The 23,477-nt window shown below is 74.7% G+C and carries 14 protein-coding genes, 1 tRNA gene and 1 riboswitch; of the genes, 7 read left to right on the forward strand and 8 right to left on the reverse strand.

The annotated features are described in order from the left end of the window. Positions 1 to 294: 294 nt before the first annotated feature. Complete coding sequence (locus tag AQJ30_RS27300; RefSeq protein ID WP_067239307.1) at positions 295 to 843, reverse strand: MarR family winged helix-turn-helix transcriptional regulator; 549 nt, start codon at positions 841 to 843, stop codon at positions 295 to 297. Between the two features lie 134 nt (positions 844 to 977). Between AQJ30_RS27300 and AQJ30_RS27305 the strand changes: the two genes are divergently transcribed. Further along, positions 978 to 2,237, forward strand: coding sequence for an MFS transporter (locus AQJ30_RS27305; RefSeq protein ID WP_211279126.1), 1,260 nt, complete (start codon positions 978 to 980; stop codon positions 2,235 to 2,237). Positions 2,238 to 2,259: 22 nt separating this feature from the next. Here AQJ30_RS27305 and AQJ30_RS27310 read toward each other — a convergent pair whose 3' ends face one another. Then, entirely contained in the window at positions 2,260 to 3,906 is a 1,647-nt protein-coding gene (locus AQJ30_RS27310; RefSeq protein ID WP_067239310.1) for an ATP-binding SpoIIE family protein phosphatase, read from the reverse strand. A 252-nt stretch (positions 3,907 to 4,158) separates the two neighbouring features. Next, entirely contained in the window at positions 4,159 to 5,580 is a 1,422-nt protein-coding gene (locus AQJ30_RS27315) for an NAD(P)/FAD-dependent oxidoreductase (RefSeq protein WP_079084332.1), read from the reverse strand. A 362-nt stretch (positions 5,581 to 5,942) separates the two neighbouring features. On the opposite strand from AQJ30_RS27315, the gene AQJ30_RS27320 reads away from it, so the two are divergent. Together AQJ30_RS27320 and AQJ30_RS27325 are read left to right on the forward strand one after the other, a co-directional pair. Continuing rightward, entirely contained in the window at positions 5,943 to 6,728 is a 786-nt protein-coding gene (locus AQJ30_RS27320) for a TetR/AcrR family transcriptional regulator (RefSeq protein ID WP_067239312.1), read from the forward strand. Between the two features lie 292 nt (positions 6,729 to 7,020). Then, positions 7,021 to 9,009 carry a sigma-70 family RNA polymerase sigma factor gene (locus AQJ30_RS27325; protein ID WP_067239314.1) on the forward strand — a complete coding sequence of 663 codons (1,989 nt, stop codon included), beginning with the start codon at positions 7,021 to 7,023 and terminating at the stop codon, positions 9,007 to 9,009. Here the strand turns inward: AQJ30_RS27325 and AQJ30_RS27330 are convergent. Together AQJ30_RS27330 and AQJ30_RS27335 are read right to left on the reverse strand one after the other, a co-directional pair. Further along, positions 8,996 to 12,412: a BTAD domain-containing putative transcriptional regulator gene (locus AQJ30_RS27330; protein WP_211279121.1), complete on the reverse strand. Its 3,417-nt coding sequence runs from the start codon at positions 12,410 to 12,412 to the stop codon at positions 8,996 to 8,998. The two genes, AQJ30_RS27325 and AQJ30_RS27330, sit on opposite strands and share 14 nt — an antisense overlap. A 241-nt stretch (positions 12,413 to 12,653) precedes the next feature. Continuing rightward, the gene (locus AQJ30_RS27335; RefSeq protein WP_067239317.1) at positions 12,654 to 14,795 is read right to left on the reverse strand and encodes an asparagine synthase-related protein; all 2,142 of its coding nucleotides are present in this window, start codon (positions 14,793 to 14,795) and stop codon (positions 12,654 to 12,656) included. Positions 14,796 to 15,487: 692 nt separating this feature from the next. On the opposite strand from AQJ30_RS27335, the gene AQJ30_RS27340 reads away from it, so the two are divergent. From AQJ30_RS27340 to AQJ30_RS27355, 4 genes are all read left to right on the forward strand, one after another. Then, positions 15,488 to 16,912, forward strand: a complete 1,425-nt coding sequence (locus tag AQJ30_RS27340; protein WP_067239319.1) for an NsdA family TPR-like regulatory protein — start codon at positions 15,488 to 15,490, stop codon at positions 16,910 to 16,912. Positions 16,913 to 17,059: 147 nt separating this feature from the next. Next, positions 17,060 to 18,271: an L-2-hydroxyglutarate oxidase gene (gene lhgO / locus AQJ30_RS27345; protein WP_245727152.1), complete on the forward strand. Its 1,212-nt coding sequence runs from the start codon at positions 17,060 to 17,062 to the stop codon at positions 18,269 to 18,271. Positions 18,272 to 18,367: 96 nt separating this feature from the next. Beyond that, a complete protein-coding gene (gene trmB, locus AQJ30_RS27350; protein ID WP_067239321.1) occupies positions 18,368 to 19,198 on the forward strand; it encodes a tRNA (guanosine(46)-N7)-methyltransferase TrmB in 831 nt (276 codons plus the stop codon). A 106-nt stretch (positions 19,199 to 19,304) separates the two neighbouring features. Continuing rightward, entirely contained in the window at positions 19,305 to 20,714 is a 1,410-nt protein-coding gene (locus AQJ30_RS27355; protein WP_067239323.1) for a PrsW family intramembrane metalloprotease, read from the forward strand. Between the two features lie 15 nt (positions 20,715 to 20,729). Here the strand turns inward: AQJ30_RS27355 and AQJ30_RS27360 are convergent, their stop codons facing one another. The 3 genes from AQJ30_RS27360 to AQJ30_RS27370 all read right to left on the reverse strand — a co-directional run bounded on the left by AQJ30_RS27360 (position 20,730) and on the right by AQJ30_RS27370 (position 23,451). Next, on the reverse strand, positions 20,730 to 21,674 hold the full coding sequence (locus tag AQJ30_RS27360) for an aldo/keto reductase (protein ID WP_067239324.1): 945 nt from the start codon (positions 21,672 to 21,674) through the stop codon (positions 20,730 to 20,732). 187 nt (positions 21,675 to 21,861) lie between these two features. Continuing rightward, a complete protein-coding gene (locus AQJ30_RS27365) occupies positions 21,862 to 22,893 on the reverse strand; it encodes a M23 family metallopeptidase (protein ID WP_067239326.1) in 1,032 nt (343 codons plus the stop codon). A 9-nt stretch (positions 22,894 to 22,902) separates the two neighbouring features. After that, a riboswitch (cyclic di-AMP (ydaO/yuaA leader) is annotated at positions 22,903 to 23,060 on the reverse strand. 317 nt (positions 23,061 to 23,377) lie between these two features. Then, positions 23,378 to 23,451, reverse strand: a tRNA-Met gene (locus tag AQJ30_RS27370). Positions 23,452 to 23,477 lie beyond the last annotated feature (26 nt).

Here is a 23,477-nt window from a genome sequence, read left to right on the forward strand (position 1 = left end):
TTTCGGCGCCTGATTCCCAGTCAGAGGGGGTTGTCTTCGTGGCTGTTGGGCCGTTCCGACGTCTCAAACCTTAGCGGATCCTTCCCGGCGAGCGCTAATCGAGCTGCCGGGCTCCCATTCGAATTCAATTCGGGCACGCCGAATTCAATCCCGCTGGGAGAGATCTTGCTGTGGTGTGAGGTTCTGCCGCTGCTGCGGCTGAGGTGCTGCCCGGGAACCGTTACGGCTCCGCGGCAACCCGAAGAACTCTACGGATCCACCAGGTGAGTGTCAAGCACCCCCTGTCAAGATCTTTTACTCCAGGTCGGTGAGGCGGCCGCCTGCGTCCGGCTGGGCGTGCTCCACCCGGCGCAGGAGCCGGGTCAGGACCTCGCCCAGGGCCGTGCGCTCGTCCGCCGAGAGGTCCTGGAGCAGGTCCTCCTCGAAGACCGTCGCCAGGCGCATGGCCTCCAGCCACTTCTCGCGGCCGTCGGTCGTGAGCTCGACGATGACCCGGACCCGGTTCGCCTCGTCCCGTTCCCGGGTCACCAGTCCTTCGGTGACCATGCGGTCGATCCGGTGGGTCATCGCGGCCGGCGTCAGGCCGAGGCGCTTGGCGAGGTCGCTGGGACCCATCCGGTAGGGGGCGCCGGACAGGACGAGGGCCTTGAGGACCTCCCAGTCGGCGTTGCTGATGCCTAGGGCGGCGGTCTGGCGGCCGTAGGCGACGTTCATGCGGCGGTTGAGCCGGGAGAGGGCCGACACGATCTTCTCGACCTGGGGGTCGAGGTCCTGGAACTCGCGCTGGTAGGCGGCGATCTGCTCTTCGAGGGTCGGCTCCGTGACCCCGGGGGTGTCGGCCATGGGCGCAGTATCCCACGGGGTCTCTTTGCTTTGAAGTCCTTCGCTATGTAGTCTTTAGCTTCGAACTTTAGCTTTGAAGTCTTCAGACCTAACTAGTGGAAGAGGTGAACGTGACCAGGGGCATGGGCGCAGCGATGCGCCGGATCCACGTGGGCAACGCACTCAGCGCGTTCGGGCTCGGCTTCACCGTCCCCTACCTGTACGTCTACGTGGCGCAGGTGCGGGGGCTCGGTGCCATGACGGCGGGGCTCGTCCTCGCCGTGTTCGCCGTGGCCGCGTTGATCGTGCTGCCGTTCGCCGGTCGGGCGATCGTGCGGCGCGGCCCGCTTCCGGTGCTGCTCGCCGCCCTGGTCACCGCCGCCCTGGGCGCGCTGAGCCTGGGGCTGGCCGGCAGCGCCGCCAGCGTCCTGGCCTCGGCGGCCGCGCTCGGTGCGGGGCAGGCCGTGATGCAGCCGGCGCTCGCCACGATGATCGTGGACTGCTCCCCGTCGGAGACGCGGTCGCGGGCGTTCGCCACGCAGTTCTTCCTGCAGAACCTCGGGCTGGGCGTCGGTGGCCTCATCGGCGGGCACCTCGTCGACACCACGCGTGTGTCCTCCTTCACGCTGCTGTTCGCGATCGAGGCGGCGATGTTCCTGCTGCTCGTCGTGGTGATGGCGACGGTGCGGATGCCGCACGTGCCGCACGTCGAGGACGCGCCGCGCTCCGCGCGGGGGAGCTGGAAGCAGCTGCTGGGCAACCGCGCCATGGTGCAGCTGTCCGTGCTGGGCTTCGTGCTGTTCTTCGCCTGCTACGGCCAGTTCGAGTCGGGGCTGAGCGCGTACGGCGTGGAGGCCGCGGGGATCTCGACGTCCGCGCTGGGAACGGCGCTGGCGGCGAACACGCTGATGATCGTCGTGGCGCAGTTCGCCGTGCTGCGGTTCGTGGAGCGCCGGCGGCGGTCACGGGTGATCGCCGCCGTGGGGCTGATCTGGGCCGTGGCGTGGGTCGCCGCCGGGTACGCCGGCCTGGGGCAGGGCAGCCAGGAGATGGCGACGGCCGCCTTCGTGTCGACGTACGCGCTGTTCGGGCTGGGTGAGGCGATGCTGTCGCCGACCGTGGCGCCGTTGGTCGCGGACCTGGCGCCCACGGGTCTGGCCGGGCAGTACAACTCGGCGTTCGCGCTGGTCAAGCAGCTGGCGCTGGCCATCGGTCCGGCGGTCGGCGGTCCCATGGGCGCGTCGCTGCACGCGCCGTACGTGGTGACGTTCCTGCTGTTCTCGCTGGGCATCACGGCGCTGGCGCTGCGGCTCGGCTCGCACCTGACGCCCGCGCAGGACCAGCCGTGGGTGCTGCGCAACCGGGTGGTGGCCCGCGGCGGTACGGCGACGACGTCCGTGTCCGCGGAGGCCTGACCCCGCGCGCGTACCCCTCCGCTCAGCCCTTGGGCAGGGCGAACTCGCACCAGACGGCCTTGCCTCCGCCCGGGGTGCGTCTGCTCCCCCAGCTGGAGGCGATCGTCGCGACGATCGCGATGCCGCGGCCGGACTCGTCACCGGGTTCGGCGCGGCGGCGCCTGGGCAGGTGGTCGTCCCCGTCGGTGACCTCGATGATCAGGCGGCGGTCGGTGCGGCGCAGGCGCAGGCGCATGGGCGGGGTGCCGTGCTGGAGGGAGTTGGCGACGAGCTCGCTGGCCGCGAGGACGCCCAGGTCGTGCAGGTCGGTCGGGAAGCGCCAGCTGGTGAGGACGCCGGAGGCGAAGGCACGCGCGCGGGGGGCCGCCTCGATGCCGCCGAGGAGCTCCAGCGCGGCGTTGCGGAACAGCTCGCCGTCGCTGCCCGTGCGGTGCGGGTGCTGGAGGACCAGGACGGCGACGTCGTCGTCGTGGTCGGCGGTCACGCCGGCCGAGCGGACCAAGCGGTCGCAGACGACCTGGGGGGTGCCGGTGGCGCCGGACAGGGCGCGCTCCAGGGCGGCGATGCCCTCGTCCAGGTCCTCGTTCCTGCGTTCGACCAGGCCGTCGGTGTAGAGGACGGCCGTGGCGCCCGGGCCGAGGGCGACCGAGCCGGAGGCGTGCATCCAGCCGCCGGTGCCGAGCGGCGGGCCGGTGGGCTCGTCGGCGCGCTGGACGGTGCCGTTCTCGTCGCGGACCAGGATCGGCAGGTGGCCCGCGGAGGCGTACACCAGCCGGCCCTCGTTGGGGTCGTGGATGGCGTACACGCACGTGGCGATCTGGTTGGCGTCGATCTCGGTGGCGAGGCCGTCGAGGAGCTGGAGCACCTCGTGCGGGGGCAGGTCGAGGCGGGCGTAGGCGCGCACGGCGGTCCGGAGCTGGCCCATGACGGCGGCGGCGCGCACGCCGCGGCCCATGACGTCGCCGATGACGAGGGCGGTGCGGCCGCCGCCGAGGGTGATCACGTCGTACCAGTCGCCGCCGACCGCGGCCTCGGTGCCGCCGGGCTGGTAGGTGGCGGCGATGCGCAGGTCGTCCGGCTGTTCGAGTTCCTGGGGCAGCAGGGAGCGCTGGAGGGTGACGGCCGTCTCGCGCTGGCGGCGCTCGCTCGCGCGCAGGCGCTCGGCGGCCTCGGCGTGGTCGGTGACGTCGGTGGCGAACACCAGAACGGCGCTGTCGCCGCCGTCGGCGACGGGCGTGCAGGTGAACGTGTAGGAGCGGCCGTCGGGGGCCTTGCGGGACTTGAGCGTGCGGGGCTTGCCGCTGCGCAGGGCCTGGTCCAGCAGGGGCAGCAGGCCGAGGTCGCGCAGCTCGGGCAGGGCCTCGGCGGCGGGGGCGCCGGGCGGGCGCGGGCCGAAGGCGGCCGCGTAGGCGTCGTTGACGTAGGCGAGGCGGTGGTCGGGGCCGTGCGTCAGGGCGACGAGGGCCGGGACGCGGTCCAGGACCTCGCGGACCGGCAGGTCGTCGACGGCCGGGGCGTGGGGCGTGTCGTCGGTGAGGTGCTCGGCGCGGGCCGCCGGTACCGAGGTGTCGCTCCGCCGGTCCGTGGTGAGGGTGACCGGGTGCTCGGCCCGCGCGGCGGCGCGGCGCTGCGTTCCGGGGAGCCGGGCGCTCCAGCGCGTGAAGTTCACGAATCCTTGCCTCGTGTCGTCGTCGTCGGCCGGCTCCTGGCCCGGCCTGGGCTCCGGGCCGTGCGGCGGGCGCGCACATTGTCGCAGCACCTGTCGCAGCGCCCGGGGAATGCAGCACTTGGGAACAGCCTCGTGGGTCGCGGGGCGGGCGGTGGCCCGCCGGGCTCGGGGAGCAGTCTGGCAGGGTGGCCGTCCGGGCCGACAATCGTCGGACGCCTGGGCGGCCGGTGGAGTTCCTGGACGCGGACAGGACTACCCCAACGGGTCGTCGCCGCCCTCCTGGCGGCGCGGGTCCTGGGCCCGTTTCCCGTCGGTGTGGCCCGTTCCGTCGCCGGAAGGCTTTCCACCGGCGGCCAGTTCGAACTCCGCGCGCGGATGTTCGAGGGAGCCGAGGGAGACGATCTCCCGCTTGAAGAGCCCGGACAGGGTCCACTCGGCGAGCACGCGTGCCTTGCGGTTGAAGGTGGGCACGCGGCTGAGGTGGTAGGCGCGGTGCATGAACCACGCCGGGTAGCCCTTGAGCCTGCGGCCGTACACGTGGGCGACGCCCTTGTGGAGGCCGAGGGAGGCGACGGAGCCGACGTAGGCGTGGGCGTACGTCTCCAGGGGCTCGCCGCGCAGGGAGTGCGCGATGTTGTCGGCGAGCAGGCCGGCCTGGCGGACGGCGTGCTGGGCGTTGGGCGCGGTCTCCTGGCCGGGTCCGGCGGTGACGTCGGGGACGGCGGCGGCGTCGCCGGCCGCCCACGCGTGCGGTGCGCCCTCGACGGCCAGTTGGGGGGTGCACCTCAGCCGGCCGCGCGCGGTCAGCGGCAGGTCGGTGGCGGCGAGCAGGGGGTGCGGTTTGACACCGGCGGTCCACACGACCGTACGGGTCGGGAAGCGGGAGCCGTCGCTGAGGACGGCGACGCGGTCGGCGCAGGACTCCAGCCGGGTCTCCAGGCGGACGTCGATGTTGCGGCGGCGCAGTTCGCTGACCGTGTAGCGGCCCATCTCCTCGCCGACCTCGGGCAGGATCCGGCCGGACGCCTCCACGAGGATCCACTTCATGTCCCCGGGCTTGACGTTGTGGTAGTAGCGCGTGGTGTAGCGGGCCATGTCCTCCAGCTCGCCGAGGGCTTCCACGCCCGCGAAGCCGCCGCCGACGAACACGAAGGTCAGGGCCGCGTCGCGGAGGGCGGGGTCGCGCGTGGAGGAGGCGATGTCCATCTGCTCGATGACGTGGTTGCGCAGGCCGATGGCCTCCTCGACGGTCTTGAAGCCGATGCCGTACTCGGCGAGGCCGGGGATGGGCAGCGTGCGGGAGACCGAACCGGGCGCGAGGACGAGTTCGTCGTACGGCAGCTGCCGCGGGCCGGTGCCCTCCTCCTCGGTCGCCGGGGTGGCGAGGGTGGCGGTGCGCTTGGCGTGGTCGACGGCGGTGATCTCGCCGATGAGCACCCGGCAGTGCGGCAGGACGCGGCGCAGCGGCACCACGACGTGCCGCGGGGAGATGGCGCCGGCGGCCGCCTCGGGCAGGAACGGCTGGTAGGTCATGTAGGGGTCGGGCGTGACGACCGTGATCTCGGCCTCGCCGCGCCCCAGCTCGTGTTTCAGCTTCTGCTGGAGCCGCAGGGCCGTGTACATCCCGACGTAGCCGCCACCGACAACGAGAATGCGCGCACGTTCCTTCACCATCCCATGACGCACCCGTCTCCGGAGTTTGTCCACAGCCCCGGCACATTGTGTGACCGCGGGCCGGACCCGGCGCGGGCCGCACCGACCGCCGGCCGGCCCGACCGGTGCGCAGGTCAGGAGGTGTGGACGGGGACGCTCCAAGAGATGCAATCGGGGCGTATACGACGCGTACTCCGATCGGGGGGCGCTCCGTGCGGAACCTCCCCCTTCTGAATTGACGCCCTCTCAACTATGTTCGTCTCCACGGGGTGTAGGGGGCGTACCACGATCCGCGACGGGCGGGCCACGGCACGAGCCCGGTCCACGCGCCCCTTTTCAGGCGGGGAGTCTCCGGGGGGAGACGTCATCACCGGGGGATACGCATGCACATTCAGGACTCTCATTGGTCAACGGCGTCATCGGCGTCCGCCCTCGCACCCGGCGGGACGCTGAGCGCGGCCGTGGGCGGCGGACGGGAGGTGTCGCGGACGACGCCGCTGCGCGTGGACGCGCAGCGCAATCTGGAGCACGTGCTGCGCGCGGCGCGTGAGGTGTTCGGCGAACTGGGCTACGGCGCGCCGATGGAGGACGTGGCGCGACGCGCGCGGGTGGGTGTCGGCACGGTGTACCGGCGCTTCCCGAGCAAGGACGTGCTGGTGCGGCGGATAGCCGAGGAGGAGACCTCGCGGCTGACCGACCAGGCGCGGGCGGCGCTCGGCCAGGAGGACGAGCCGTGGTCGGCCCTGTCGCGCTTCCTGCGCACGTCGGTGGCGTCCGGTGCCGGGCGGCTGCTGCCGCCGCAGGTGCTGCGCGTCGGCGTCGCGGACGAGGACGCGGCGGTCGACGGGGCGCGCGTGCCGCACCAGCGGACCCAGCCCGGCGGCGGCGAGCTGCGCCTGCTGACCGAGCCGGGCACGTCGGTCGCGGCGGGCGCGTCGGCCGGGGCGGACGACGACGCGGGAGCGGCGGCGCTGCTCGAGGTCGTGGGCCAGCTGGTCGACCGGGCGCGCGCGGCGGGCGAGCTGAGGCCGGACGTGTCGGTGTCGGACGTCCTGCTGGTGATCGCGACGGCCGCGCCCTCGCTGCCGGACGCGGCGCAGCAGGCGGCGGCCTCGGCGCGGCTGCTGGACATCCTGCTGGAGGGGCTGCGCTCGCGGCCGTCCGTGTGATCGAGAAAACCCGGTGCGGTCGTGGCCGGGCGGCGGACGCGGGTGCCTGAGCTGCGCCCCGGCCGCCGCCCGGCCCGCTCGGGACACTCGACACATCCCGGACGAAGGGGGCAACTGCTGCCCGGCGGGCGGCAGTTCAACCTTCCCCGTTCGAGTGGGGAACAGTACAGGGATGTGACAAGTCCGCTCGGACGAGTGGATGGGTGTGACGACGGGGCGCTGCCCCAAGGGCCGTATGGCACGCTGACCCGGTGGTCAGGACCGGCAGGGCAGGCGGCGGGGGCGTTGCGCGATGAGCGTTGACGGGCGGGACGAGTCACTCGGCGACGGCGACGCGGAGGCCGGCCGCCGGCCGCCCCAGGTGCCGGGCCAGGGCGGCCGCCCGACCGCGTCCCACGAGGGTGTCCCCGCCCAGGGAGGCCCCCCGGACGCCGGAGCCTCCGACCACAGCGTGCCGGCGCAGCGCGAGTGGCGCGGGCGGCACGGGGACGACGTGCTGCCGTCGCCGCACGGCGGGCTCCCGCACGACGTGCCCCCGTCCGACGCCGAGCTGATCGACCGCATGCGCTCCGGCGACGACAGCGCCTACGAGGAGCTGTACCGGCGCCACGCCGACGCCGTGCGCCGCTACGCCCGCACCTGCTGCCGGGACGGCCACACCGCCGACGACCTCACGGCCGAGGTGTTCGCCCGCATGCTCCAGGCCGTGCGCGGCGGCTCCGGGCCCGAACACGCCGTCCGCGCCTACCTGCTCACCTCCGTCCGGCGCGTCGCCGCCCACTGGACCCGGACCGCGAAGCGGGAGCACCTGGTCGACGACTTCGCGGTGTTCGCCGCGCAGGCCTCCCGGTCCTCCTCGGTCGCCGACGACGACACGCTGGAACTGGGCGCCGACGTGCGCGCGATGCACGAGGCCGAGCAGTCGCTGGCCATGCGCGCGTTCCGGTCGCTGCCCGAGCGCTGGCAGGCCGTGCTGTGGCACACCGAGGTCGAGGACGAGTCGCCGAGCGAGGTGGCCGTGCTGTTCGGCCTCGACGCCAACGGCACGCGCGTGCTGGCCAGCCGCGCCCGCGAGGGCCTGAAGCAGGCCTACCTCCAGGCCCACGTCAGCACCACCCTCACCAGCGACGAGGAGTGCGCCCGCTACGCCGACCAGCTCGGCACCTACGCCCGCCGCCGGCTCCGCGTCCGCGCCGAACGGGGCCTGCGCAAGCACCTGGAGGAGTGTGCCCGGTGCCGGCTCGCGGCCGCGCAGGTCGAGGAGGTCGCCGGCAGCATCCCCGCGGTCGTGCCGGTCGCGGTCATCGGCTGGTTCGGCGCCGCCGGGTACGCCAAGGCCCTCGGGCTCATCGCGGGCGGCGCCGGTGCCGGAGCGGCGGGTGCTGCGGGTGCCGCCGCGGCGGGCGGCGGTTCCTCCGGTGCGGGCGCGGGCGGGGCGGCGGCCTCCGAGGGGCTGGGCGCGCCGGTGAAGGCGGGCATCGCCGCCGGGGTGGTGGCCGTGGCGGCCGCGGTGGTGGCCCTCGCCCTGGTCGGCCACGACGCGTCACCGCCGCCGCAGCCCCAGGCCGAGCCGCGCGCCTCCGCCCCCGCGGTCGCCCCGGCCCCGACCGCACCGGCGCCCATGCCCCCGGAGAAGCCGGCCGAGCCGGTGACCGTCCCGGCACCCGGGCGCACCCCGATGCCCGCCCCGGCCGTCACACCCGACCTGGGGACCAGCCCGCGCCCGACGCCGACGCCCGCCCGGACGTCCACTCCCACTCCCACGCCGACACCGGCCCCGACACCAGCCGCGCCGACGCCTTCGGCCACGCCCACGCCCGCTCCCCCACCGCCCCCGCCGCCGGTCCCGGCCGTCTACCGGCTGGACGAGCTGGCCTTCGACGTGACCGGCGACGGCACCCGCCCCGAGATCCGCCTCGCCGGCAGCAGCTGGGTGTGGCAGCGCTCCGGGCTGTCCATCGCCGACCGGCACTACGCGCGCGGGGCGACCGTCCACGGCGACTCCTCCGTCACCGTCGACCTCAACCGGGCCTGCGCCTCCTACGACGCCGTGGTCGGCGTGGACGACCTGACGCTGAAGCTCGGCCACGTCTACTTCTCCGTCTACGCCGACGGCGTCCGGCTGTGGCGCTCCGGGCGGATCAAGGGCGGCGACCCGGCCGTGCCCGTGCACGTGGACCTCACCGGCCACCGGATCGTGCGCCTGGTCGTCGAACCGCACAGCCCCTTCGACACCGTGGCGCTCGCGGACTGGGCCGACTCGGCGTTCAGCTGCTCCTGACCCGGGCGCCGGAGGTGTGCCGTTCGGCCGCCTCCTCCAGCAGGCGCAGGGTGTCCGCCGGGGCGAGGGCCGTCCCGCGGGCGCGCTCGGCCGCGTAGGCCCGCTCCCCCAGGCCCTCGCGGGCGGCCCGCACCGTGCGCTCGGCGCGGGCGCGCTCGGGCGAGGGGCGCGGGTGGCCGCCGCGCAGCCGGTCGGCGGCCGCCGTCAGCCGGGCCGCGCGCGCCAGGTCGCCCACGTCGGCCAAGAGCTCCGCCGCGGTGTCCACGACCGCCGCGGTGACCGCCTCCGAGCAGTGGTCGGCGACCGCCCGGCGCAGGGTCCCGGCGAGGATCGGCAGGCCGCGGGCGGGCCCGGACTCGGCGGCCGTGACCTGCGCGTCGACCAGGTCCAGCGCCACCAGGAACTGCGGGGGCGGCGTGCCCTCGCCGCACACCCGCCGCACCTCGGTGCACAGCTCCCGCGCGCGGGCGGCGTCCTCCTCGTCGAGCGCGATGTGGGCCCGCAGCAGCAGGACGAACGCCCGGGCGTCGGTCACGCCGTAGCGGTCGGCGGACTCGCTCGCCTCGTCGAGCGAGGTGCGCGCGGCACCTACGTCGCCCGCGCGGTAGGCGATCTCCGCCAGCCGGGCGAGCAGGAACGGCGTCTCGGTGTGGGCGCCGACCTCGTGGGCGAGCCGCAGGGCCTCGCGGTACGCGCTCTCCGCCTCGGCGGACCGGCCGCGCGCCATGGCCGCCTCGCCGACGGCGCTGGACACCTGGGCGCGCACCCAGCGGTCGCCTACCCGGCGGGCGAGGTCGCGCAGCTCGGCCAGGTCCTCGTCCACGCCGAGCAGGCCGCCCGGTGAGTCGACCACCATGTGCGTGCGGAACATCAGGGCGCAGGCCAGCTCCCATTCCCCGCCGTGCGCGCGGCAGGTGGCGACCGCCTGGTCGAGGATGCCCAGCACCTCCGCGCGGTCGAGGTCGGTGGTGCCGCCGTGCTGGAAGAGGGTGACCGGCCAGACCAGTCCGGGCATGCGGGCCGCGTCGGGGCCGCCCCGCTCGAACCAGGCCCGCAGGCGCCCGACGAAACGCTGCCGGCGCGGGTCGCGCGACAGGGCCTCCTCGCCCGCCTCGGAGAGCAGGAACACGTGCAGCATCCGCAGGTTCATCCGCTGGGCGTGGCGCGGGTGGCCCTCCTCGCCGTCCGCGTGGGCGAGGAAGGCGTCCACGGGGTCGATGCCGGACGCGAGCGCGGGCAGCTCCGCCACCTCCCGCGACCCGGCCCTTGGACCAGATGACGGGTCGACGCCCAGGGCGTCGAGGGCCGCGCCCAGGCGGAGGGTGCGGTCGACCCAGTCGGCGCCCTCGTGGCGGTAGTTGCGCAGCCACCAGAACCAGCCCATCGCCAGGCAGAGCGCGCCGGCCTCCTCCTCGGCGCCCGCCGCCAGGGCGCGGTCGGTCGCCGCCCGGATGTTGTCGAGCTCCGTCTCCAGGCGGGCGATCCACGGGAGTTGCCCGGCCGAGCGCAGCAGGGGGTCGGCCCGCTCGGCGAGCGACCGGGCCCACGCGCGGTGGCGGCGCTCGGCCTGCGCGCGCAGTGCGGGGACCTCGGCGGCGCGCTCGTCGGCGTACTCGTGGATGGTCTCCAGCATGCGGTAGCGCATGCCGCCGCCGCGCGCGTCCGGGGCCGCGACGACGAGGGACTTGTCGACGAGCGCCCCGACCAGCTCGGCGACCGGCCCCGAGCAGACCGCCTCGGCGGCCTCCAGGTCCCAGCCGCCGGCGAACACGGACAGCTCGCGCAGCACGGTCCGCTCCGGCTCGTCGAGCAGGTCCCAGGACCAGTCGACGACCGCGCGCAGGGTCTGCTGGCGGGGCAGGACCGTGCGGCTGCCGGAGGTGAGCAGACGGAAGCGGTCGTCGAGGCGGTCGGCGATCTGGCGGGGGGTGAGCAGCCTCAGGCGGGCCGCCGCCAGTTCGATGGCGAGCGGCAGCCCGTCCAGGCGGCGGCAGATCTCGGCCACCGCGGCCTCGTCCCGCAGCGCGTCGGCCGCGTCGGGACGCACGGCGGCCGCGCGCTCCCGGAAGAGGCGGTGCGCCGGGCCGGGGAGGAGGGGCTCGACCGGGCGGACCGACTCGCCGGGGACACCCAGGGGTTCACGGCTGGTGGCGAGGATCGTGAGGCCCGGGCAGCGGGTCAGCAGGGTCTCGGCGAGGGCGGCGGCCGCGCCGATGACGTGTTCGCAGTTGTCCAGGATCAGGAGTTCGCTGCGCGGGGCGCAGTACTCGACGAGCAGGGCGACCGGGTCGTCCTGCGGGGCCGCCAGCTCGGAGGTCAGCAGCACGGTCTCGCGCAGACCGAGGGCGCTGACCACCGCGCCCGGCACCGCCTCCGGCCGGTCGAGCGGCGCCAGCTCGACCAGCCAGGCCTGCGGGAGCCCGGCGGCGGCTTCCTCGGCGAGACGGGTCTTCCCCGAACCGCCCGGTCCGGTGAGCGTGACCAGGCGGGCCCTGTGCACATCGGAACGAATCGCCGCGATCTCCGGTTCCCGGCCCACGAAAGAGGTGAGGCGCGGACGGAGGTTGCCGGTGCGGGCCGGGGGCCCCGGAGCAGGGGCCGGGGCGCTGTCGGGGTCGGGCTCGGGGTCGGCAGCCCGCTCCCCGCCGCCCGCGGGACCGGTGGCCGTGCCCTCTTCGCCACCGGCCGCCCGCTGGAGCAGCTCCGCGTGCAGCGCCCGCAGTTCACGTCCCGGGTCGGCGCCCAGGCCCTCGGCCAGGGCCCGACGGGCGCTCTCGTACGCGGCGAGGGCGTCCGCGCCCCGGCCCGTGTCGTGCAGGGCGCGGATGAGCAGGGCGTGCAGCGGCTCGTCGTACGGGTGCGCGGCGGTCAGTTCCGTCAGGCGCGGTACGGCCTCCCGGGCGCGGCCGAGGAGGAGGTCGGCCTCGGCGCGGGCGCGGGTGGCCTCCAGGCGCAGGGCGTCCGGGCGGGCGGCCGGGGTGCGGTCGGGGAGGTCGGCGAGGGCGGGTCCGCGCCACAGGGCGAGGGCGTCGTCGAGGGCGCGGGCGGCGGTGTGCGCGTCACCGTGCCGGAGGGCCCGGGTGCCCTCCCGGACGAGGCGCTCGAAGACGAACAGGTCCACGTCGTCCTCGGTCGCGGTGAGGCGGTAGCCGCCGGGCTCGGAGACGACCCCGTCCTTGCCGACGGTCCGGCGCAGCCGGCCGACCAGGGCCTGGAGGGCGGCGTGGGCGTCCTGCGGCGGGTCGTCGGACCAGATCCCGTCGATCAGGGTCCCGGGGGTGACGGTACGGCCGGGCCGCAGGGCGAGGACCGTGAGCAGCGCGCGGAGGCGGGCGCCGGGGATGGGTAGGGCTGTGCCCTGGTCGTCCGCTGTCTGGGTGACGCCCAGGATCCTGTACCGCACGGCCCCCATTCTCCCCGCACCCCGATCCCAGGACCCAGCTTTTCGAACCCCCGTCCGACAGCACCGGCGCCCATGCTGTCTGAGGGGCGCGGGGAACTGCGCAAAACCCCCCACCCACCCGCACCCGAAAGCCGCACCCCCGCCACCCCAACCCAATAGGGGCGCGGGGAACTGCGCAAAACCCCCCACCCACCCGCACCCGGCGACGAAAAGAACCCCCCACCCAGCGCCCCGCCCCCGCTCAACCCCCAGAGGACAACGCACTGCGCAGGGGCGCGATCCCCGCCGGCACCGCCCGCGCCCGCGCCGGCGTCCCCGTCCAGCAGGTGCCCCGCCGGGACAGCAGGCGGCGCAGCCACAGTTCGAGGGAGACGAGGTCGGCCAGACCGTCGAGCGGCAGGGGTTCACCGGCCGCCGCGCTGCGCACCGCCGTGCGGACCACGCGCGCCTCCACCAGGCCCGCCTCCGCGAGCAGCGGCGTGTCGAAGAGCCCGAGGAGGGAGTCGGCCGCCACGCGCAGCCCCGCGCGCGCGGCGGCGGTGACCGTGCTCTGCGAGGGCGCGCCCCAGCCGGGCGGGAGGTCGGCCACCCCGGCGCCCTTGAGGACGGTCCGCAGGATCGCGGCGCGGGCGCCGGGCTGGACGCGCAGGGTCTCCGGCAGGGCGCGGCACGCGCGCACGACCTGGTTGTCGAGGAACGGCGTGTGCAGGCGCTGGAAGCGGATCTCGGCGGCCTGTTCCAGCACGCGCAGGTCACCGGCGGTGCGGGCGAGGGCCGCCCGCGCGCGGTGGTCGCCGGGCCGTTCGCCGGGGCCGCCCCCGGAGCGGGTCGCCGCGCTCTGGAGGCGAACCGATACTTCGGCCAGTGCCTCGCCCGTCAGCCAACGGGCGGCCGGTCCGGGGCTGCCCCAGGCCAGCGCCGCCAGCGAGGCGCCGACCGCGCTGCCGTAGTCGTCGAAGCGCCGGTCGCGCAGCCGCTCGGCGAGGCTCTCCACGCCCGTGCGGTACGGCGTGCGGGCCAGCCGGCGGGCGGCGCCGTACACGCGCGCGGGGACGAACACCGAGCCGTCCGCCTTGGTCAGCGCGGCGACGGGACGCACCAGGTGGCGGCGCTTGCGGTCCATCAGCAGGTCGGCGAGACGGGCCGGGTGGGCGTCGAGGACCTGGCGGGCGCCGTGGCCGGTGAAGTGGTCGGCGCTGCCGGCGGCGAGCCGCGCGCGGTGGCGGGCGGTGGTCACCAGGCTGGGGCCGGGTTCATCGGTGAGCGGGCCGTCGAGGTCGGCGTACGGGAGGGTGTCCTCGGCGCCGGTCACGACGACGTGGTGCAGCCGCGGGTTGGCCGCGAGGGCGCCGGCGCGTTCGAGCTCGGCCTCCTGGCCGCCGACGGCGAGGTCGTTGAAGGTGACCGCGAGGAGGCGCTCGCCGGCGCCGGTGCCGTGGCCGAGGACCGTGCCGGGCATCCCGGGCAGCCCCGCCGCCAGCAGGGCCAGGGTGCCGGAGGCCGGGCCGCCGGACAGGTCGGCGCCGATGCCCGGGACGGGCATGCCCCGGGCGGCCCTGCGCTCGGCCGGTCCCATGCCGGGCACCGGGCCGGGGTCGATGTCGGCGCCGGGGACGTGGCGCGGCGCGGACAGACGCGCGCGTACCGCTTCCACGAGGGCGTCGCGGACGCCGTCGACCGCGCGGTCGGGGTCGACGGGGGCCGCCGCGACGGCGATGGAGGCGACCGGCTCGTACCCGGCGATCTCGCGCGCCCCCGCGCGCAGGATCAGCGCGTGCCCCGGCGGAATGCGCCGCACGCCGTCGTACGGGGTGGAGTCGAGCAGGGCGGCCGGTACGTCGGGGGCGGCCAGCAGTGCGGCGAGGTGGCCGTAGTCGAGGTTGGCCTCGACGAGGTCGGCCAGCGGCAGGGCGGCCGTGGCGTAGGCGGTGCCGCCCGCCCAGGGGGTGTGGAAGACCGGCCGGGCGCCGGCCAGGTCGCCGCAGACGGTGATGCGGCGGCCGACCTGCACGACGGCGGTGTAGCTGCCGGGCCAGGCCGTCAGGTGACGCAGTGCGCCCCCGCGCGCGGCGAGCAGGCCCACGCGCAGTTGTTCGTCGGAGGCGCCGCACATGCCGAGGACGGCGATCCGGGTGCGCTCGTCGGCGCGCACCACGCGCACCTCGTCGGGGCGCCAGTCGCCGACCGCCCACAGCGGGTCGGGGTCGCCCCACAGCAGCTGGGAGCCGACGGGGTGCATCGTCTCGCCGTCGGGGCCGACCGCACCGCCCCGCTCGCCGTGGCCGGCGTACGCGTCGGGGCCGCCGTAGGTGTCGTACCCGCCGAAAGCGCCCGGTCTGCCGCGGCCGTCGGCGGTACTGCTCCACCCCACCAACCACCGCATCGACGCCTCCACGGACTGTGGACAACCAGTGCACCGTACGAACGGTTCACCATGCTGCCACGAAGAACGCGCCGCGGAGCGAAGGCGGGACGGCTTGTGATCCGGGGAACGCACTGGCGCACGGGCGCCCCCACCGGCTCGGGCGCCCGCGTGCGATTCCGTCACTGCGATGTGAATGCGCCCCCGTTGCGCTCCCCCAAAACGCCCCGTGCGCCCTCGATTTCCGTGGTGGGAGGCGTGATGCAGCGGCGGACCCGAGGGCGATTTTTGGCCAAATCCCGTGCGCGCAAAGGATGTTGGAGCAGCTTCGCACACGCTCCGTGCACAGCGGCGCCGCGTCGTCGGCGCGTCGGCCCGGGAGACGGGCAGCGCCTCCCGGACCGCTCCGCCGCCCGCGGGGATGAAGGCGGCGGTGTCCCCCAGCCCACTGGATCCAGTACAGCGGGCCGACCCACGCACGGCCATGGAACCGCTCCCGGAGTGGCCGGAGAAGAGCGCACGCACGGGCGCACGGCCACACACCAGGAGCACGCCGCAACAGTGCGTACGGAACGCCGCCCTCACGTACGGACCACAATCCCGCCATCCGGAAGAATGCCCCTTAACCCTTGGGATGCGGCGAACTACGCTGGGTTTACGAATGCCGCGTGGTTATGCCATCGCGGCAGCCGTCTGTGTCGAGGGGTGGCGCAATGTCCAGGGAGCAACGCGGGCCGAACGACAAACTCGGCGCCGTTCTCGCCCTCGCGGGAATCAGCAACGCCGGACTGGCGCGACGCGTCAACGACCTCGGGGCGCAACGCGGGTTGACGCTCCGCTACGACAAGACGTCGGTGGCGCGCTGGGTGTCGAAGGGCATGGTGCCGCAGGGAGCGGCGCCGCACCTCATCGCGGCCGCGATCGGCCAGAAGCTCGGCCGGCCCGTGCCGCTGCACGAGATCGGCCTCGCCGACGCCGACCCGGCGCCGGAGGTGGGCCTCGCCTTCCCCCGGGACGTCGGCCAGGCCGTGCGGTCGGCGACCGAGCTGTACCGGCTGGACCTCGCGGGCCGCCGCGCCGGGACCGGTGGCATCTGGCAGTCGCTGGCGGGCTCGTTCGCGGTGAGCGCCTACGCCACGCCCGCCTCGCGCTGGCTGATAACCCCGGCCGACAGCTCGGTCGCGCGCGAGGCGTACTCCTCGGAGGGCTCCGGCGCACCGCTCAAAGTCGGCCACAGCGACGTGCAGAAGCTGCGGGAGGCCGCCGAGGACGCCAGGCGCTGGGACTCCAAGTACGGGGGCGGCGACTGGCGTTCGTCCATGGTGCCCGAGTGCCTGCGGGTGGAGGCGGCGCCCCTGCTGCTCGGCTCCTACTCCGACGAGGTCGGCCGCGCGCTGTTCGGTGCGAGCGCCGAACTGACCCGGCTGGCCGGGTGGATGGCCTTCGACACCGGCCAGCAGGAGGCCGCCCAGCGGTACTACATCCAGGCGCTGCGGCTCGCCCGCGCCGCGGCCGACGTCCCCCTCGGGGGGTACGTGCTCGCGTCCATGTCCCTCCAGGCCACCTACCGGGGCTTCGGGGACGAGGGCGTCGACCTCGCGCAGGCCGCCCTGGAGCGCAACCGGGGCCTGGCCACGGCGCGCACGATGAGCTTCTTCCGGCTCGTCGAGGCGCGCGCCCACGCGCGTGCGGGGGACGCCCACGCGGCGGGCGCCGCGCTCAAGTCCGCCGAGGGATGGCTGGAACGCGCCCGGGAGGGCGACAACGACCCGTCCTGGCTCGGCTTCTACTCCTACGACCGCTTCGCCGCCGACGCCGCTGAGTGCTACCGCGACCTGAAGGCACCGCGCCAGGTCCGGCGGTTCACCGAGCAGGCGCTGTCGCAGCCGACGGAGGAGTTCGTCCGCTCGCACGGGCTGCGGCTGGTCGTCTCCGCGGTGGCCGAACTGGAGTCCGGCAACCTCGACGCGGCCTGCGAGCAGGGGGTGCGGGCCGTGGAGGTGGCCGGCCGGATCTCCTCCGCCCGCACCACCGAGTACGTCAAGGACCTCCTGCACCGGCTGGAGCCCTACGGTGACGAGCCGCGGGTCGTGGAGCTGCGGGAGCGGGCCCGGCCGCTGCTGATGGCCCCCGCGTAGGCCCCGCGCGGGCCCCCGACCGGGAGCGCCACGGGCGGGCCCCCACGGACCACCACCGCCCGCGCCCCGCCAGGAACACTCCTCCTCCCGCGTTTGAAGCCGCTGTCAGTGGCGCAGTGCACTATCGGGAGCGGGAGGTGGTGCCTGGTGGGAGCCGGGACGGCGTACGACGGTGACGTGCTGGTCGTGGGCGGGGGGATCGTCGGGCTGTCGACGGCGTACGCGATCACGCGGGCGGCGCCGGGGACACGCGTGACCGTGCTGGAGAAGGAGAGCGCGCCGGCCCGTCACCAGACGGGGCGCAACAGCGGGGTCATCCACAGCGGGATCTACTACCGGCCGGGGTCGCTCAAGGCGCGGTACGCGGTGCGGGGCGCCGCGGAGATGGTCAAGTTCTGCGCGGAGTACGACATCCCGCACGCGGTCACCGGCAAGCTGATCGTCGCCACCGGGCGGGACGAGCTGCCGCGGCTGCACGCGCTCGTGCAGCGCGGCCGGGAGAACGGCATCCCGGTCCAGGAGCTGAGCGGCGCGCAGATCGCGGAGTACGAACCCGAGGTGCGCGGCCTGGCCGCGATCCACGTGCGGACGACCGGGATCTGCGACTACGGGGCCGTCGCACGGCAGCTCGCCGAGGCGTCCGGGGCGGAGATCCGGTACGGCGCGGAGGTCGTCCAGGTCGACCGGCGGGCCGGACTCGGGGTGGCCGTGCGCACCGCGCGCGGGGACGTCGTGCGCGCCCGGGTGCTGGTGAACTGCGCCGGGCTCCACTGCGACCGGATCGCCCGGCTGACCGGGGACGAGCCCGAGGTGCGCATCGTGCCGTTCCGCGGGGAGTACTACGAGCTGGCGCGGACCGAGCTGGTGCGCGGCCTGGTGTACCCGGTGCCCGACCCGGCGTTCCCGTTCCTCGGCGTGCACCTCACGCGCGGGATCGACGGGGGCGTGCACGTCGGCCCCAACGCGGTGCCGGCGCTCGCCCGCGAGGGGTACGGGTGGGGGGTCGTCCGGCCGGGGGAGGTCGCCCAGACCCTGGCGTGGCCCGGGGCGTGGCGGATGGGCCGGCAGCACTGGCGGTACGGACTCGGGGAGCTGCGCAGGTCGGTGTCCAAGGGGGCGTTCGTGGCGGCGGTGCGCCGGATGCTGCCCGCGGTGCGCGAAGAGGACCTGGTGCGGGCCGGCGCCGGCGTGCGGGCGCAGGCGGTGCTGCGGGACGGCGGGCTGGTGGACGACTTCCTGATCCGCGAGGGCGAGCGGGCGGTGCACGTGCTCAACGCGCCGTCCCCGGCCGCGACGGCGTCCCTGCCGATCGGCCGCGAGGTGGCCCGCCGGGCGCTGACCGTGCTGGAGTCCGCGTGAGGGTGGCGGAGTGACGCGCGCGTGGAGGTGCCCGCAGCCCGGCCGGGGACGGTCCGCCGTGCCCCCGGTCCGCCGCCCCGTAAAATCGGTCCCACTGTGTCTGACTCGCTGAACTCCCCCGAAGCCCCCCGGACCGCCGCCGACGAGCGGTGGCACCGTCCCGGTGTGTCCGTGCGGCACACGCGGCCCAAGGGGGAGCCGCGCTTTCCCGACGGGCCGCAGGCGGACCCCGCCGGGTCGCACTTCGAGCGGCGCATCCGGAGCTTCCAGCCGCGGCGCAGCCGGGTCACGGCCGGGCAGGCGGACGCCCTGCAGCGGCTGTGGCCGAAGTGGGGCCTGGACATCGACGGGCAGCGGGTGCTCGACCTGGCCGAGTTGTTCGGCAACGACCGCCCGGTCGTGCTGGAGATCGGCTTCGGCATGGGCGAGGCCACCGCGCAGATGGCCGCCGCCGACCCGGACACCGACATCCTCGCCGTCGACGTGCACACCCCGGGCCAGGGCAACCTGCTGGCACTCGCCGAGCGCGGCGGCCTGACCAACGTCCGGGTGGCCAACGGCGACGCGATCATCCTGCTGCGCGAGATGCTCACCCCGGACGCGCTGTCCGGGCTGCGCGTCTACTTCCCGGACCCCTGGCCCAAGAAGCGCCACCACAAGCGCAGACTCATCCAGCCCGAGTTCCTCTCGCTCGCCGCCACCCGTCTGCGGCCCGGCGCGGTCCTGCACTGCGCGACCGACTGGGAGCCGTACGCCGAGCAGATGCTCGAGGTGCTCGACGCCCACCCGGACTTCGAGAACACCCAGCCCGGCGGCGGGTTCGCGCCCCGGCCCGGCTTCCGGCCGCTGACCCGCTTCGAGGGCCAGGGCCTGGACAAGGGCCACGTGGTGAACGATCTGCTGTTCCGCCGCGTACAGCACCGCTGACCGTCCGTCCGCCGCCGTACCACCCCGCACCCGTCAAGGCACCGCCCGCTCCGCGCCCGTCGAGGCACCGTCGCGGGCGGCGCCGTCCCTCGTTAGGGTCGATGCCGTGGCCATCAGTCCCCCGTACCCGTACCCGACCCCTCCCGACGGTCCCGCCGGGGGCGGGGCGCTCCGGCACGCGCACTGGTGGCAGCGCACCTGGGTGCGGTACGGCGCCCTCATCACCCTGCTGACCCTGTCCGGGCTGGTGATCCTCGCGCTGGTGCGGCAACAGACCGGCACCGAGGGCTTCCTGGTCGGCCTGGGCCTGGCCGTGCTGCCCGTACCGCTGCTCATCGCCGCGTTCCGGTGGCTGGACCGGGTGGAGCCGGGGCCCTGGCGCAATCTGGTGTTCGCGTTCGCCTGGGGCGCCTGCGCGGCCGCGCTCATCGCGATCGTCGCCAACAGCTTCGCCACCAAGTGGATCGCGACGGCGACCGCCGACCCCTCCGGCGCGGACACCCTGGGCGCGACCGTCATAGCGCCGGTGGTGGAGGAGTCCGCCAAGGCCGCCGCCGTGCTGCTCGTCTTCCTCTTCCGCAGACGGGACTTCACCGGGATCGTCGACGGCGTCGTCATAGCCGGGGTGACCGCGACCGGGTTCGCGTTCACCGAGAACATCCTCTACCTGGGCACGGCCTTCGGGACCGACCAGCTCACCGGCGACCGCGGCATCCCCTCGGTGACCGCCGCGACCTTCTTCGTGCGCGTCGTCATGTCCCCGTTCGCGCACCCCCTGTTCACCGTCCTGACCGGCATCGGCTTCGGCATCGCCGCGCTCTCCGGCGAGCGCCAGCACGTGCGGCGCGTCCTGCTGCCGCTCGCCGGGCTGCTGCTCGCCATGGGCATGCACGCCTTCTGGAACGGCTCCTCCACCTTCGGGGAGTTCGGCTTCTTCGCGGTCTACGGCGCCTTCATGGTGCCCACGTTCGCGGTGCTGACCTGGCTCGTCGTGTGGACGCGGCAGCGTGAGCTGCACACGGTGCGCGAGGAACTGCCCGCCTACGCCGTCGCCGGGTGGCTGTCCCCGGCCGAGCCGTACGCGCTCGGCTCGATGCGGGCACGTCGGCTCGCGCGCACCTTCGCCAAGAACCACGGGGGCACGCCCGCCGCCCGGGCCGTCGCCGAGTACGAGGCCTACGCGACCTCGCTGGCGTTCCTGCGGCACCGGGGGCGGCTGGGCCGGGCCGGCGCCGACTTCGTCGTCCGCGAGGGCGAGCTGCTGAACGAGCTGTGGCGCCGCCGTGAGGTCGCCCGGCCCGCGCTGGAGCACGCGGGCCGGGTGGCGGCCCCCATGCCGCTCCCCGCGGCGGCCTGGCCGCCCCACGGCTTCGGGTACGGGTACGCGCAGCCGCCGGGACAGGGCCACGGGTACGCGCAGCCGCCGGGACACCACCACGCCCCGGTGCAGCCACCGGGACACGGGTACGGGTACCCGGCGGGCCCGCACCCCGCGTACAACCCGTACCGGACGTGACGTCGGCGGGCGCCCCTACGCCGACGCCTCCGTCAGCGCGTCCAGTTCCTGGTCCGTGAGCTCCAGGTCCGCCAGCGCCAGCAGGTCCGGGAGCTGGTCGGTCGTCCGGGCCGAGGCGAGCGGGGCGGCGACCGTGGGCTGGGCGGCGAGCCAGGCCAGGGCGACCGTGGCGACCGGCACCTCGTGGGCGGCGGCGACCTCGTCGAGCGCCGTGAGGACGCGGCGGCCCCGCTCGGTGTCCAGGTGCTTGCCCGCACCCGCGGCCCGGGCGCTGTCCACCGTGGTGCCCGGGCGGTACTTGCCGGTCAGGAAGCCGGAGGCCAGGGCGTAGTAGGGGACGGCGGCCAGGCCCTCGCGCTCGGCCAGGTCGCGCAGCGCGCCCTCGTAGGTGTCACGGGAGACCAGGTTGTAGTGCGGCTGGAGGGCGACGTACCGGGCCAGGCCCTCCCGGTCGGAGAAGGCCAGGGAGGCACCGAGGCGCTCGGGGGAGATGTTGGACGCGGCGATCTGGCGGACCTTGCCCGCCTTCACCAGGTCGTCGAGCGCGCCGATGATCTCCTCCACCGGCACCTCGGGCTTGTCGAAGTGGGTGTAGTAGAGGTCGATGCGGTCGGTGCCCAGGCGGCGCAGGGAGGCCTCGGCGGCGGCCTTGATGTTCGCCGCGGTCAGGCCCTGGTAGTCGGGGTGCTGGCTGACCTTGGTGGCGATGACGACGTCGTCGCGCCTGCCGCGGGAGGCGAGCCACTTGCCGATGATCGTCTCGGACTCGCCGCCGCTGTTGCCGTCGACCCAGGCCGAGTAGGAGTCGGCGGTGTCGAGGAAGTTGCCGCCGGCCGCGGTGTAGGCGTCGAGGACGGCGAAGGAGACGGCCTCGTCGGCCGTCCAGCCGAAGACGTTGCCGCCGAGGGCGAGCGGGAAGACCTCGAGGTCGGAGGAACCGAGCTTGCGCAGAGCAGTCATGCCCTGTTCCAACGACCGGCCGGGGGGCGGTCATCCCGTCGGCCCGCAAACTTCACGTAAACCGGAGCGGCCGCCGCCGGTTGCGCGGTCCGGTGCATGGGCCGTCCGGTCCGGGGAACCCGGTGCCCGGCTGGCCACCCGATCAGGGACGGATCAGGGGGCAGGCCGAGGTGAGGTCGGGGTCGGGTCAGGGAGTCAGGCCCTTGTCGCGCAGCCACGCCATCGGGTCGATGCCAGTGGCCGCGCCGCCGGGGTGGACCTCGAGGTGCAGGTGCGGCCCGGTGACGTTGCCGGTGGCGCCGACGCGCCCGATGACGTCGCCGGTGCCGACCTTCTGGCCGACGCTGACGCTGATCGAGGACTGGTGGCAGAACCAGAGCTCGGTGCCGTCGTCGAGGGTGAGGATCGTGCGGTAGCCGTAGGAGCCCGCCCAGCCCGCCTCGGTGATCGTGCCGCTGTGCACGGCCTTGATGAGGGTGCCGGTGGGCGCGGCGAAGTCGAGACCTGTGTGGTAGCCGGAGGACCACATCGAACCGGCCTGGCCGAACGTCGAGGTGATCGTGTACGAGGAGGTCGGCAGCGTGTACTGCTTGGCCAGCTCGGCCAGGCGCGCGGCCTCGGCCACCTTGGCGGCCTGCTCCTCGGCCTTCTTCTTCGCGGCGGCGGCCTTGGCCTCGGCCTCCTGCTCGGCCTGGGCGGCGGCGTCGGCCTCGGCCTTGGCCGCGGCGGCCTCGACGGCGGCGAGCGCCTTGGTGTCGACCTGGGTCTGCTGCGACTCCGCCTGCGCCATGATCCGGGTGCGCAGCGCCTCACCGGCGTCGGCGGTGCCCTGCACGGTGTCGTCCGCGGTGCTGCCGAAGGTGCTCAGCGCCGCGGGGGCGGCTTCCTGCGGGACCTCGTCGTCGGAGATCAGCGAGCCGACGGAGGGCAGGTCGGGCAGCGAGATGGAGACCGGCGGCTTGCCGGTGTTGGCGCTGGCCATGCCGCCCGCGCCGACGGCGGCGATGACACCGACACCCAGGACGGTGGAGCTGCGGGCGAGTCCGCCGCGCTGCTTGGCGACGCGGTGCCGGCCGCGTACCGGACGGAGGGAGTCCGCGGTGGGGTTCCACTCCTCCCAGGGGCCCTCGTCGACGCGCTGACCGCCGTAGGCGAACGTCTCGGAGGGACGCTGGCTCGGCAGGGAGGGGGCTTCTGGGGCAGGCCGGTTGGACGCCACGCGGGCGTGCTCCTTTCCTTCCGTCGCCTACCGGGTTAGCTGACGGGTTCGGAGCGAGAAGGTCTCCTACGCGCGTATACCGGCCGCTGGTGGGCGGCGGCTTCCGCGTGATTCACCCCAAGGTGGTGGTTCCCCGGTTCCCTCGCGGGATTCGGCGCGTGCGCACGGAGCCGCCTTCGGTGACGGCTGGGACGACCGCGCTGCGTTATCGAACGTTAATAGACACGGAGGCAGCTTTCCAAGCCGTTCCGCTTGATCAACAACATTTTTGACCTGGACTTTCCTGCCACGACCGGGGAAAAACGGGCGAGTTGGCGGGGGATCACTGTGCCCAGGGGAAGAGATCAGTAGTCACAGGTCGTTTGATAGTGACTCAGTTGTGATGCGAAGGGCGGTCGTGCACTCACGCAGAGTGAGTGCAGGCGAGAGGCGGCGGAAACACCGAGGGCCGGAACCCTCTCGGATTCCGGCCCTCGGTCTTCAGTAGCGGGGACAGGATTTGAACCTGCGACCTCTGGGTTATGAGCCCAGCGAGCTACCGAGCTGCTCCACCCCGCGTCGGTGACTCCACTGTACGCCATGCG

Source organism: Streptomyces longwoodensis, assembly GCF_001514125.1.
Classification (GTDB): domain Bacteria; phylum Actinomycetota; class Actinomycetes; order Streptomycetales; family Streptomycetaceae; genus Streptomyces; species Streptomyces longwoodensis.

Bases quoted from the DNA above. Each gene is read 5' to 3' on its own strand.
- AQJ30_RS27360 (WP_067239324.1), bottom strand. From the start codon at position 21,674: ATGACTGCTCTGCGCAAGCTCGGTTCCTCCGACCTCGAGGTCTTCCCG.
- AQJ30_RS27320 (WP_067239312.1), top strand. From the start codon at position 5,943: ATGCACATTCAGGACTCTCATTGGTCAACGGCGTCATCGGCGTCCGCC.
- AQJ30_RS27315 (WP_079084332.1), bottom strand. From the start codon at position 5,580: ATGGTGAAGGAACGTGCGCGCATTCTCGTTGTCGGTGGCGGCTACGTC.
- AQJ30_RS27300 (WP_067239307.1), bottom strand. From the start codon at position 843: ATGGCCGACACCCCCGGGGTCACGGAGCCGACCCTCGAAGAGCAGATC.
- AQJ30_RS27325 (WP_067239314.1), top strand. From the start codon at position 7,021: ATGAGCGTTGACGGGCGGGACGAGTCACTCGGCGACGGCGACGCGGAG.
- AQJ30_RS27335 (WP_067239317.1), bottom strand. From the start codon at position 14,795: ATGCGGTGGTTGGTGGGGTGGAGCAGTACCGCCGACGGCCGCGGCAGA.
- AQJ30_RS27305 (WP_211279126.1), top strand. From the start codon at position 978: ATGCGCCGGATCCACGTGGGCAACGCACTCAGCGCGTTCGGGCTCGGC.
- AQJ30_RS27340 (WP_067239319.1), top strand. From the start codon at position 15,488: ATGTCCAGGGAGCAACGCGGGCCGAACGACAAACTCGGCGCCGTTCTC.